Here is a 12,683-nt window from a genome sequence, read left to right as displayed (position 1 = left end):
CAAATTCTGGCCAGCCTTTATCAAATCTTAGGACGGCAAAAAGGATGTGATGCGATGGCCGCCGGCCGGATCCCAGGGCAGCGGTGGTACACGCCCTACCTGTTCGTGATCCCGGCACTCGCCCTGTTCGGCGTGTTCTTCGCCTGGCCGGCGATCACCGCGATCCAGCTGTCATTCCTCGAGTACGACGTGGTGTCGCAGCCGGTCTTCGTCGGGGTGGAGAACTTCACCAGGATCGTCGGAGACAGCAGATTCTGGACCGCGCTGCTCAACTCGCTGCTCTTCCTGGTGGGCATGTTCCCGCTGCTGGTGGTCGTGCCACTGCTGCTGGCCGTGCTGGTCAACCAGAAACTCCCCGGCATCAGAACGTTCCGGATGCTCTACTACCTGCCGGTCGTGACCTCGATGGTCGCCGTCGGCGTCGCCTGGGAATACGTCTTCCACCAGCAGGGCGTGCTCAACTGGATCCTCACCGGAGCCGGGCTCCTCGACCAGCCCATCCAGTACCTCCTCGACCCCTTCTGGGCGCTGCCCGCGCTCGTCCTGGTCGAGGGCTGGAAGAGCATGGGCTTCTACATGATGATCTATCTGGCCGGGCTGCAGACCATCCCCGCCAACCTGTACGAAGCCGCGAAGGTCGACGGCGCCACCGCCTGGCACCGGCTGCGCCACATCACGGTGCCGCTGATGGTGCCGTACATCGCGGTCGCGGTGACGGTGGAGATGCTGGACGCCATGCAGGCCTTCACCTCCATCTACGTGATGACCAGGGGCGGCCCGCAGGACGCCACCCTCACCCTCGGCTACTACATCTGGTCGGCGGCGTTCGAGCACTACGAGATGGGCTACGCCAGCGCGATGGGCCTGGTGCTCTGGGTGCTGATGATCGCCATGGCCATCCTCAACTACCGGCTCACCCGCGGACGGACGGTCACCCCATGAGCCTGCCCATGAAACTGCGGCGCGCGGGGATGTACATCCTGCTGACGGCGATCGCCCTGGTCTTCGTCGGCCCGTTCCTGATCCTGCTCAGCGCGGGGCTGAAGCCCGCTGGCCAGGCGGTCTTCTCCTTCCCGCCCGACGTCATCCCCCGGCCGCCCGTGCTCGACTGGGCGGTCGAGGCCTGGACCGCCATCCCGTTCCCCACCTACCTGCTCAACTCGGTGATCTACGTCGGCGTGACGGTGCCGCTCTACATCGTCGTCTCCGCGTTGTGCGCCTACCCGCTCGCCCTGATGACCTTCAGGGGCAAGAACCTCATCTTCTTCGCCATCCTGTCCACGATGTTCCTGCCGAGCGAGGTCATGCTCATCCCCAGGTTCCTCGTGGTCTCCGAACTCGGGATGGCCGACACGTTCGCCGGGGTGATCCTGCCCGGGGTGCTCTCCGCCTTCGGGATCTTCCTGCTCCGGCAGACGTTCGCGGGCGTGCCCCGCGAGGTCGTGGACGCCGCCCGCACCGACGGCTGCCACGAACTGCGGATCTTCTGGCACGTCATGCTCCCCGCCGCCCGCCCCACCCTCGCGATCCTCGGCATCTTCGGCTTCATCTCGGTCTGGAACAGCTTCATCTGGCCGCTCGTGGTGCTGAAGGACTCGGCGAAATACCCGGTCGCGCTGGGGATCGCCTATCTCGCCGGAATCACCGGCACGGATGTTCGCAGCCTGGCGGCCGGAACGATCATCTCGATCATCCCGGTCGTCATCGTTTTCATGATCATGCAACGGCACGTACTCGAAGGCATGCGCGGCGCGGTCAAGGGCTGACGCCGCCGGAGGTGATGGATCGATGGTGACACGCAGGCAGTTCGGTCTCGGCGCGCTCGCGATGGGCGTGCTGGGAACCGTGCACACGGGCACGGCTCGCGCCTCGGCGGGCCACGACTACACGGCGCGGGAGACGTTCGACCTCTTCGAGCGGACCTTCCACGAGAGCGGCGGCGTGGGGCAGCCGACCGACACCAACGAACACGGCGGCCTGGCCTGGGGCCAGTCCTACGTGCTGGCCGCCTTCATCCGCATGTACGAGGCCTACCGCGACACCCACTACCTGGACCGGCTGGTCACCAACATCGACCTCGTACTGGGCAACCGCGACTCCGAGCGCGGCGTGGCCGACTATCGCGGGGAGTCGCTGCCCGCGTGGCGGGCGATGCACCCCTACACGGTCGGCATCGCCGCGTTGAAGGACGCGACCGGCCGGCCCGTGCTGGAGGTGCGCAGCTCGCTGTCCTACGCCGACCTGACCACGGCCACCGTACGGGCGGGCAGCGGCGAGGACCGCTTCACGTTAGAGGTGAAGACCAGCAGGACCGGCGCGGTCGCCACCTTCACCGACCTGTCCATGGACCCCGGCTCCCCCGACTACGCCGTACGCAGGATCCTCGACGCCTACCCCACGCCCACCCAGGTCACCGCGCGCGACCTGCGCGAGGGAGGGGAGGTCGCGCCCCCCGCCCACGGCGCGACCCAGCTCGTCTCCCAGCCCGTGATCTTCGCGGTGCACACCGGCATGATCACCTACCCGATCGCGTCGTTCGCCCGGATCGTGATGCGCACGCCGAAGCTCCGCGCCGACCCGCGCTACCGGGCCAAGGCCGCGGAGTATCTCGAGGCCGCCAAGGCCGCGGCCGCCGTGCACGACCGCGAATGGCGGCAGAGCGACGACGGCGGCGGGCACCTCGCCTGGGTCAAGGGCACCCCGCTCGGCTACGACGGCACCGAGATGCCCACCAACCAGTTCCTCGCGCTCGGGCTCACCTACGCCGAGATCGCCGCCGCCACCGGCGACCCCGCCTACGCCGACCGGGCCAGACGGATGGCCCGCACCTTCGCCCGCGAGCTCAGGACGAACGACAAGGACGCCTACACCTGGTCCTACTGGCCGTCCTTCGGCGTGACCTACCGGGGCTTCTCGGCCGCCGACGGCATCTCGGAGTTCACCCCGTCGGGCAACGGCGCCAAGCAGATCGAGGACCTCAGCCACGGCGCGATCGACGTCGAGTTCGCCGCACTCGCCTTCCGTCACGGGCTCGGCTTCAAGGGCGCCGACATGGCCAGGTTCGCCAGGTCCTACAGCAAGAACATGGCCACCACCGATCCCGACGGCGTGCCGACCACGTTCCTGCGCGTCGACGGCACCGGCGGCCTGGCCTCCTCGGGCCAGTATCTCCAGGCGCCGCGGTGGATGGCCGTGGCGCAGTGGGACCGGGTGGTGTTCGACCACGCCAGGTCGATCTACGAAGCCCGCGCGCTGGAACCCAGCCAGGGCTCCCACATCGCCGGCGTGGGCTACCTCAACTGGCAGGCCCGCCGGCAGGATTGACGGCCCTACCTGGCGAAAGTGGCGGCGGCGGCCAGGAACGCGTCATTGGCCTCGGGAGAGCCGATCGAGACGCGGACGCCCTCCTCCGCGAAGGGCCTGACCGCCACGCCCTCCGCCGCGCACGCGGCGGCGAAGTCGAGGGTGCGCCCGCCGAGCCGGAGCCAGACGAAGTTGGCCTCGGTGGGCGGCACCGTCCAGCCCTGCGCGAGCAGCGACTCCCGCACCCGGGTGCGCTCCTTGACCACCTGCTCGACCCGGTCGAACAGCTCCTCCTCCGCCCGCAGCGAGGCGATGGCCGCGACCTGCGCGAGGTGGTTGACCGCGAACGGGATGATCGTCTTGCGCACGGCCGAGGCCACCGGCTCCTGCGCGATCAGGTAGCCGACCCGCAGGCCCGCCAGCCCGTACGCCTTGGAGAAGGTGCGCAGGACGCAGACGTTGGGCCGGTCGCGGTAGAGGGTGAGGCCGTCGGGGACGTCGCGGTCGCGGACGTATTCGTGGTAGGCCTCGTCCAGCACGACGAGCACGTGCTCGGGCACGCGGTCGAGGAACGCCTCCAGCGCGCCGCAGCGGATGGCCGTGCCCGTGGGGTTGTTGGGGTTGCACACGAACACCAGGCGCGTGCGGTCGTTGATCGCCTCGGCCATGGCGTCGAGGTCGTGGTCCTCACCGGCCAGCGGCACCTGGACCGAGGTGACCCCGGCCAGGTCGGCGAGGAGCGGGTAGGCCTCGAAGGAGCGCCACGCGTAGACGACCTCGACCCCCGGCTCGCCCACCGTCTCGAACAGCTGTTGCGCCACCGTGACCGACCCGGCCCCGAGCGCGACGTGCTCGGGCGGCACGGAGCAGCGCTCGGCGACGGCCTCGGTCAGCTTCGTCGCACCGGGATCGGGGTAGCGGTTGATCTGCCGCGCCCCCTCGGCGATGGCCTCGACCACGGACGGCAGCGGGTCGTACGGCGTCTCGTTGGACGACAGTTTGTACGACCGCCCATCGGGAGCCGCTACGGCCTTGCCCGGTTTGTACGGGGCCATGGTGTCGAGAATGTGGCGGAAACGAGGCATGGCCCAACTGTAGAAGGCGCGGCGCGGTGAAGCATCACCCGTCCCTGCCTTCAGCGGAGCTTGACGAGGGACGCCTGGACGAACCTGGCCGCCCTGTCGCCCGCGGCGAACCCGGGTCTACGCGTGGTGACGGCCACCTGCACCCAGACGTCCGACGAGCGGAAGGTGATGTCGGTCTTGTAGAGCTGCCCGCTGAACGAGAAGGGGCTCTTCTGGGTGTAGCTGAACGCCTCGTCCCCGACCTTCGGCCCCTTGCGGAGCTTGGTCCCCGGGACACGTTTCGGCTCTTCCTTCATGGTCACGACCGACTGGTCGAAGGCCATCTCGACGCCCATGGCCATGCGGCTCGCCACGAGGCTCACGTTGCTGCCGTCGTCCCGTCTCCACCCGCAGCTGGCGGCGACGACGAACTGGCGTTTCGCCGGTCCTCCGAGCACCTTGCGCACCTGCGCGGCCGTCAGCAGGTCGCAGGCTTCGAAGTCGCGGGTCTTCTTCTTCGGCGGCGACGGCGACGGCTGCACGCTCGCGAACGTCTGCGGCACGGAGTAGGTGGCGCGGGGCGTCACGATGAACGCGATCGTGCGGATGATGTTCGGCATGAACGGCACCATGGCCACCGCAGCCGCCGTGACCAGCGCCACCGCGATCGTGGAGCCCACGACGACCCGGCGGCGGGGGCGGCGGGGCAGGCGGCCGGGCGCGGTCCGCTGCCTGCTCAGGGCCGGGTCGGTCGTGGGGTTGCCCTGAGCGACGGCGTCGAGCCAGCCGGCCACCTGGTCGGAGGTGCAGCGTCGCGCCGGGTCCTTGTCGAGGAGGGCGGCGAGCACGGGTGCGAGCGGGCCGGCCCGCCGTGCGGGGTCGGGCTCCTGCATCAGCACCGCCGCCATCACGGCCGCCTGGTTGGGCCGGGCGAAGGGCGGCGTGCCCTCCACCGCCGTGAACAGCGTGGCGCCGAGCGACCACAGGTCTCCGAGCGGGCCGTCGGCCTCGCCGCGCAGGCGCTCGGGGGCGATGTAGCCGGGCGAGCCGCTCAGGAACCCGGTCTGGGTGAGCTCGGCGTCCCCGGAGACGCTCGCGATGCCGAAGTCGGTGAGCAGGACCCGCCCGTCGTCGGTGAGCATGACGTTGGCGGGTTTGACGTCCCGGTGCAGGATGCCCGACGCGTGCGCGGCGCCGAGCGCGTCGAGCATGCGCGTGCCGATCCAGGCGACCCTGTGCGGCGGCAGCGGCCCGCCCTCGCGTACGGCCTGGTCGAGGGAGCGGCCCCGCACCAGCTCCATGACGATCCACGGCCGGCCGCCGTCGAGGACGACGTCGTGCACGGTGACGATGGACGGGTGGGAGCGCAGCCGCGCCGCGGCCCGCGCCTCGCGCAGCGTGCGCTGGGTCAGCTCCTCGCGCGACGCCGCGTCGAGGTCGGGCGGCAGCTTGACCTCCTTGACGGCGACCTCCTGCTGGAGCAGCTCGTCCATGGCCCGCCAGACCGTGCCCATGCCGCCCTGGCCGAGCTCCGCCAGCAGCCGGTAGCGGTCGGCGAGCAGCGGCGTCATCGGGCCGTCGCCGGCGCCGAAGGGATCCCCTGCCATCCGCCGTCTCCCTCGATTCGCGACCGGCCCGCATGTTGACATGTGATCTTACGGGCGTACGGAGCTGATTGTCCGGTTTTCTGGGGAAGCGCGAGCGCGTCAGTCTTTGAGGGTGCGCAACATCGGCGGGTGGAGAAGCTCGGCCGGGCCCCGGCGGTAGAGCTTGGCCGGGCGGCCCCCGTCGCGGGTCGTGGTCGCGCCCGTCTCCACCAGGAACCCCTCGGCCTTGGTGACCTTGCGGTGGAAGTTGCGGGGGTCGAGCACCCGGCCCCAGACGATCTCGTAGACGCGGCGCAGGTCGGCCACCGTGAAGTCGGGCGGGCAGAAGGCCGCGCCCAGCGGGGTGTATTCCAGCTTGGAACGGGCCCGCTCGACGCCGTCCTTCATGATGCGGCGGTGGTCGAAGGCCATGACGGCGAGCGAGTCGACCGGCTGCCAGCTCATGTGGGCCTTCTCCGAGGCCGGCAGGTCGGGGGCGAGGCCGAGGTAGGCGACGCTCAGCACCCGCTGGCGGGGATCGCGGTCGGGATAGCCGTAGGTCTGGAGCTGCTCCAGGTGCACGGGCGCCCCCGGCAGGCCGGCCCGCTCGGCCAGGATGCGGTGGGCGGCGGCCGGCAGGTCCTCGTCGAGCTGGATGAAGCCGCCGGGCAGCGACCAGCGCCGCAGGAACGGCGGATTGTCGCGCCGCCACACCAGCGCGCTCAGCGCCTGGTTGCGGACGGTGAGCACGACCAGGTCGACGCTGACCGGGATGCTCGGGACCATGGCAGGCACGTTACACGCAGCCGCGGACGGGGAGCGAACGCTGCGACGGCCCTCGGGGTCAGGTGTCGATCCGCACGTGTAACGGCTCCGTCGTCGACTGGCCTGACGGCAGCTTCACCCCGATCCTGACCCACTCTCCGGCCGGCACCTGTGACCAGTTGAACGGCACCCACGCGGTGGCCATGCCCTCGGGCAGTTCCTCCAGCGGGTCCTCGTCGAGCCAGCCGACCGCGGACACCACCAGCTCCTCGGTCCCGCCGGACCACTGGACGGTGACCGTGCCGCCCCTGAAGTTGTAGCCGCGCACCTCCACGCCGTCCTGGACGTCACGCCCGCGGCGGATCGCGTCGACCGCGAGCGGCCGCCGCCAGTCGGCGGTGATCTCCTGCTCCAGCGAGGGCTGGCCGCACGTCATGAAGTCGCTCCACATGTAGGAGACGATCTTCTGCACGTAGCGCCCGGCCATGGTCACGGCCTGGTCGAGCCGCTTCTTGTCAGTCTTGCCGCGGGTGCCGTGCGGGGCGCACGGCTGGTCGCCGGACGGCTCGAACGCCTCCACGTTCGCCCACAGCTGCACCTCGTAACCGGCCATGAGCAGCTCTTCGCGGGCGAGCGACATCTCGCGGTAGTAGTCGCGCGTGGAGCCGTGGTACGCGGTCTCGTACGTCGACTCCCCCACCACAGGCCGCAGCCGCTCGTCGACCTCGCTCTCGCGCTCGTCGGGCCAGAACAGGCCCACCTTGCCGGTGCCGCGGCTGTCCTGGGGCGCGATGATGCCGACGCCCGTCTTCGTCAGCGCCCTGAACCCCTCGGCCACCTGCCTGGGCGTCTGGCCGAACGCCACCCGCTTGCGGGCGTCGAGGTAGGGGCTGATCAGGATGGGCTTGCCGGGGAGTTCCTGCTCCACGATCCGGTGCTGGTCGGCGTAGACCTCCAGCGTCGGGTTGTCGGCCAGGGTGTCGGACATCTGGACCTCGAACGGCTGGTAGACGCCGCCCAGCGACTCGCGCTCGGCGAAGCGCACGCCGTAGTCCTGCAGGATGCGCCGCGTCACCGTGGTGAGCGTGCCGATGTGCTTCTTGTTGGCCCTCGTCGGCGTCTTGGGGTCGCGGGGCGCGAGCGGCAGCGCGGGGAAGACCCGCATGCCGAACTGGTCGGCCAGCCCGAGCAGCTCCGTCAGGCTGTCCGTGGGCTTGCCCGCGATCAGGATCATGTCGTAGGAGACGGCCTTGCCGCTGAAGTCGCACGTGGAGTCGTCCGAGCCGTCCGGCTGGGTGATGAGCCGGAAATAGGTGCGCTTGGGCGTCTGGATGGCGTGTTCCATCTCGGGGCAGCGGAACAGGCCCTCGCCGAACGACTCGTCGGTGCGGTAGACGTACGTGCGGCCGATCCGGTTGCCGGGGTTGGCCTTCTTCAGATCCCGCTCGGCGGCGTCGTGACAGGTCAGGCCGTCCTCTTCGCACGCCTCGTACAGCGAGTCGAGCTCGCCGTCCTTGGTCTTGATCTCGCCGGAGCGGGTGACGGGGCGGTATTGCAGGCCGTAGCCGATCCTGATGATCGTGTCGCCGCCGACGCTGTGGATCTCCTGCAACTGCTTGCGCCAGGTGCAGGGGTTGGACTTGGGGGTGATCCAGTAGCCGGTGACGGCGTAGGGGGCCTGTTCCTTCGTCTCGAACGTTCCACACCGGTCGGTGACCGCGCTCACCTTCGGCGTCGGCTGGGTGCTCGACGGCTTGGGCGTGGCCGGCCGGGTGACCGGTTTCTCCGACGAGATGGGAAACACGATGATCGCCGCCGCCACAACGGCGAGAATGGCCGCGCCCACAGCGAGGAAAAGCCAGCGCACGTTCAGGTACCTACCGCCCTTGAAGGAGAACCGTTATCGGCTGAGGCCCGCCCACGACTCCAGCTGGGCGACGAACCGCTTCGCGGAGTTGGGCCAGTGATGGTTGGTGCGGGCCGCCGCGTAACCGCGCGCCCCCTGGGCCCGCCGCTCCCGCACGTCGTCGCGGAGGGTCAGCACCGCCTGCGCGACCGCCTTGGGGTCCTCCCACGGCACGACGACGCCGCTGTCGTAACGTTCGACCAGCTCGACAGCGCGCGGGGAGGGGGTGGTGATGACGGGGATGCCGTGGGCCATGTACTCAACGATCTTCGTCGGCATGGAATGCCGGTAGTTGGGCTCGTCGTGGAGTAAGGAAAGCCCCGCGAGCGCCCCGTCGAGCCGCTTGAGCGCCTCGTCGTTGGGCATGAAGTCGCGCCATTCCAGCAGGCCCTCGGTGACGGCCTGGTTGAGCATCGGACGGCTCTGCGGGTCGGCGTACCCGATCAGCTCGACGGCCACGCGGTACGGCTGCAGCAGCTTGGCCACCTCGACGGCCTCGATCACGCCCCTGGCCCGCGACAGCCAGCCGAGATAGACGACCCGGTCGTCGCCGGGCGGGGTCACGGAGTCGGGCACCCAGGTCTCGTTGGGCACGATGGGGTGGGCGTGCTTGAACCGGCCCGCGTACGCCGTCTCGGCCAGCATCAGGTGCATGTGGCGCTCGGCGGTGCCTTCGAGCATGCGGGCCATGAAGCGCACGGGCGGCCGCAGGGGCGAGGGGAGCCAGGGCTTCAGCGAGAGCGTGGCCGGGGTGTCCTCGTGCACGTCCCACACCACGGGCGGCCTGTTGCGTACGCCCCACACGGCGAACAGCAGCTCGGGGTCGTGGACCAGGACCAGGTCGACCTTGTCGCGCATGCGCTTGAACAGCCGGCGGGCGGCCCACACCGCGGACAGGCGTTTGCGCTGCGCGGCCCTGGGCAGATCGACGCCCGTGACCCAGGGACGGGGGACGACGCCGAAAGCGGTGAAGGACGCCGCGTACGTGACCTCATGACCGGCGTCCACGAGAGCGCGTATCTGCCGATGCAGAATCCTCGCGTCCTCGGGGTTATGCACCACCGTCATGACGAGCACGTGCACTGCGCGCAGCCCTCCGTCGCTACAGCCGCTCGACGCGTTCACCCTCGGCGAGAACGCCTCGGGTGTCCAGCACGAGCCTGGCTTTCGCTTCGACCATGTCGAGGTCGAACGCGGCGTGCTGCTGCAGGAGCAGCGTCACGTCCGCGTTGGTCACGGCCTCGGCGAGATCCTCCTCACGCGGCACCGCGGTGCCGTCGACCGACCACTCCTTGACGTACGGATCGGCGAACGAGAGCTCCGCTCCCAGTTCCAGCAGCGCCCGCGCCACCGGGAGCGCCGGGGTTTCACGTTCGTCGGCGATATCCGGTTTGTACGTGACGCCGAGCATAACCACTTTGGCGCCGTTCACGGGCTTCTTGTTGCTGTTCAGCAATCGCTGGACCCGCGCCACCACGTACGACGGCATCCGCTCGTTGATCTCCTGCGCCAGCTCGACGAACCGGAACGGGTAGCCGAGCTTGCGCACGGTGTAGGAGAGGTAGGACGGGTCGACGGGGATGCAGTGCCCGCCGACGCCCGGTCCTGGCAGGAACTTCTGGAAGCCGAACGGCTTGGTCGCGGCGGCCTCTATCGACTCCCACAGGTCGATGCCGAGCTCGTCGCAGAAGATCGCCATCTCGTTGACGAGGGCGATGTTGACGTGCCGGTAGGTGTTCTCCAGCAGCTTGGCCATCTCGGCCTCGCGAGTGCCGCTGACCGGCACCACCTGCTCGATGAATCCCCCGTAGAACGCCGTCGCCCGGTCGCGGCAGGTCAACGTGTAGCCGCCGACGACCTTGGGGGTGTTGTGCAGCCCGAACTTGGGGTTGCCCGGGTCGATGCGCTCGGGTGAGAACGCCAGGTGGAAGTCCTCGCCGGCGCGCAGTCCCGAGCTCTCCAGCAGCGGCCTGGCCACCTCGTCGGTGGTGCCCGGCCAGGTGGTGGACTCGAGCACGACGAGCGTGCCCTTGCTCAGGTTGCGGGCGACGGTCTTGGTGGCGCCCTCCACGGCCGACAGGTCAGGACGGTGGTCCTCGTCGAGCGGGGTGGGCACGCAGATGACGATGGTGTTGCTTCTGGCCAGCACGGTCTCGTCGAGCGTGGCGCTGAACCCGTTGGCCAGCATGTGCTCGAGGTCCGCGTCGGTCAGGTCATCGATGTAGGACTGCCCGGCGTTGAGCGCGTCGACCTTGCGGGGGTCGACGTCCACGCCGACGACCCGCAACCCGGCGGCCGCCGCCTCTTTGGCGAGCGGCATGCCGACGTAGCCCAGACCGATGACAGCCAAGTCGATTTCTGTCACAGCTGTGCCTTGAGGAGCCGGAAACAACACTTCATGGTCGCAAAGGTTATCTCAAGTCCACCTAGCTCACGCCTAATGCGACCGAACCCGTCGTAAGAGACAGCCAACACGAAGGTCATCATTCACCAAGAGACCGGTATAGAGCTTGATAAGTCTCGGCAACCCGGCTCCACGTGCGCTTCGCCGCCACTTCGGCCCGTCCCGCATCGCCCATCTCCGCGCGCTTGCCGGGATCTTCCCTGAGCCCGGCGAGCGCCTTGGCCAGCGCGGCGGGATCGCCGGGCGGCACGAGCATTCCGGCGCCGTCGGAGCCGACGAGCTCGGAAAGCGCGGGCAGATCGCTCAGCACGACGGGTTTGCCGAGCGCCATCGCCTCGACCGGTTTCAATGGCGTAACAAGTCGGCACACGCGAAGGTCCTCGCGTGGGCAGACGAAGATGTCGATGGCGTCCTGCGCCTGCAGCGCCTCCTCGGGACCGACCCGCCCCGGCAGGACGGCGTCACTCAGACCCAGCTCGTCGACCAGCTCGAGCAGGTTGTCGCGCTCGGTGCCGTCGCCGACGATGAGCACCCGCACCGGGGTGCGGTCGTCACGCAGCAGCGCGGCGGCCCGCAACAGTGTGGCGAATCCCTCGTAGGCCACGATGCTGGACACCGACCCGACCACGATCTCGCCGGGCTCGATGCCGTACGCCTGCCTGAACGAGGCGCCGTCGTAGTGGGCCGACAGCAGCGAGTCGTCCACGGCGTTGGGCGCCAGGTGGATCTTCTCCCTGGGCACGCCGCGCTCGACGATCTCGGCGGCCATCGTCTCGGCCAGCGTCACCACGGCGTCCGCCTCGCGCATCAGGAACGCCTCGCGCTCGCGCTGGAGCACGTGCCGCTGGCTGCCGACGCGGATCGGGTCGCGCGAGGCCCAGGTCTCCTCCAGGAAGCCGCGCACCTCGTAGACGAACGGCGTGCCCGTCCTGTCGCGCACGGCGTGGGCGATCGAGCCGTTGCGGTGGTCGGTGGCGGCGTGCACGACCCGCGGCCGCAGCTCGGTCACCAGCTTGGTGACCCCGTCGGCGCCCCGCGTGATGCGGCCCTGGGTCTCGAACGGCATCTCCCCGTGCCCGTCCGGCAGCAGCCGGTAGTAGGGGATGCCGTCGATCTCTTCGTACGGGGCCGCGTCGGCGTGGCCCTGCAACATCGGCCAGCCCCAGCTCGTGACCACGTGCGGATCGATGCCCGCGGCCTTCTGCGAGCTGACGATGCGGTGGGTGCGGACGGTGTAGCCGGCCTGCGTGTACGGCAGCGCGTTGGTGACGACGTGCAGCACGCGGTTCTCGACCCGGCTCAGGATGGCCACCTTGGGGGCCGGCGGGATCGGGTCGGGGCTGATGGCGGCTAACTCGCCTCGGTAGTAGGCGGCCCTGCGCTTGACGAAGGGGTATTTGGTGTGCGCCTCGAGCACGGCGGCGGCCTCGCTGACGCGGCCGGCGTCCCAGTGGGTCTTGGCTTCGTTCCACGGACCCTTGACCACGCGCATGCCGAACTTGCGCACCATGCGCCGGGCCCGGCGCGCGGCCGGCCAGGCCACGCTGCCCACGATGGGCCGCATCCGGGGCGGAAGCGTGTCGGCGGCGGCCTGGGCCACGCGGACGGGGTCGGATCTGACCTTCGTCATGACCACCCGGGAAACGATGATCGGG

General features: G+C 69.7%; 10 protein-coding genes. 3 read left to right on the top strand and 7 right to left on the bottom strand.

Annotated features, from left to right (window positions below; genetic code table 11):
• Window positions 1-54: 54 nt before the first annotated feature.
• From ACZ6SA_RS34515 to ACZ6SA_RS34505, 3 genes are read left to right on the top strand one after another with little or no spacing between them, the layout of a single operon-like run.
• Window positions 55-942 (top strand): carbohydrate ABC transporter permease, encoded by an 888-nt coding sequence (locus ACZ6SA_RS34515; protein WP_347646073.1) that lies wholly within the window; start codon window positions 55-57, stop codon window positions 940-942.
• Entirely contained in the window at window positions 939-1,766 is an 828-nt protein-coding gene (locus ACZ6SA_RS34510) for a carbohydrate ABC transporter permease (RefSeq protein WP_347646072.1), read from the top strand. Before ACZ6SA_RS34515 ends, ACZ6SA_RS34510 begins: the two co-directional genes overlap by 4 nt.
• Before the next feature lie 22 nt (window positions 1,767-1,788).
• Window positions 1,789-3,324 (top strand): hypothetical protein, encoded by a 1,536-nt coding sequence (locus tag ACZ6SA_RS34505; protein WP_465832918.1) that lies wholly within the window; start codon window positions 1,789-1,791, stop codon window positions 3,322-3,324.
• Between the two features lie 5 nt (window positions 3,325-3,329).
• Here the strand turns inward: ACZ6SA_RS34505 and hisC are convergent, their stop codons facing one another.
• From hisC to ACZ6SA_RS34470, 7 genes are all read right to left on the bottom strand, one after another.
• Window positions 3,330-4,388 (bottom strand): histidinol-phosphate transaminase, encoded by a 1,059-nt coding sequence (gene hisC / locus ACZ6SA_RS34500; RefSeq protein WP_465832916.1) that lies wholly within the window; start codon window positions 4,386-4,388, stop codon window positions 3,330-3,332.
• A gap of 50 nt (window positions 4,389-4,438) precedes the next feature.
• The gene (locus tag ACZ6SA_RS34495; protein WP_465832915.1) at window positions 4,439-5,974 is read right to left on the bottom strand and encodes a serine/threonine-protein kinase; all 1,536 of its coding nucleotides are present in this window, start codon (window positions 5,972-5,974) and stop codon (window positions 4,439-4,441) included.
• 99 nt (window positions 5,975-6,073) lie between these two features.
• Window positions 6,074-6,739, bottom strand: a complete 666-nt coding sequence (locus tag ACZ6SA_RS34490; protein ID WP_347646068.1) for an NUDIX hydrolase — start codon at window positions 6,737-6,739, stop codon at window positions 6,074-6,076.
• Between the two features lie 58 nt (window positions 6,740-6,797).
• The gene (locus ACZ6SA_RS34485; RefSeq protein WP_347646067.1) at window positions 6,798-8,585 is read right to left on the bottom strand and encodes a DUF4434 domain-containing protein; all 1,788 of its coding nucleotides are present in this window, start codon (window positions 8,583-8,585) and stop codon (window positions 6,798-6,800) included.
• Between the two features lie 33 nt (window positions 8,586-8,618).
• The gene (locus tag ACZ6SA_RS34480; protein ID WP_347646066.1) at window positions 8,619-9,707 is read right to left on the bottom strand and encodes a glycosyltransferase; all 1,089 of its coding nucleotides are present in this window, start codon (window positions 9,705-9,707) and stop codon (window positions 8,619-8,621) included.
• Between the two features lie 19 nt (window positions 9,708-9,726).
• Window positions 9,727-10,989: a nucleotide sugar dehydrogenase gene (locus tag ACZ6SA_RS34475; RefSeq protein WP_465832912.1), complete on the bottom strand. Its 1,263-nt coding sequence runs from the start codon at window positions 10,987-10,989 to the stop codon at window positions 9,727-9,729.
• A 118-nt stretch (window positions 10,990-11,107) separates the two neighbouring features.
• The gene (locus tag ACZ6SA_RS34470; protein WP_347646064.1) at window positions 11,108-12,658 is read right to left on the bottom strand and encodes a glycosyltransferase family 4 protein; all 1,551 of its coding nucleotides are present in this window, start codon (window positions 12,656-12,658) and stop codon (window positions 11,108-11,110) included.
• Window positions 12,659-12,683: the final 25 nt, after the last annotated feature.

This window comes from Nonomuraea sp. NPDC049378 (genome assembly GCF_055586745.1).
Note: the sequence above shows the minus strand (reverse complement) of the source record. Positions and strands in the feature narration are given on the sequence as shown.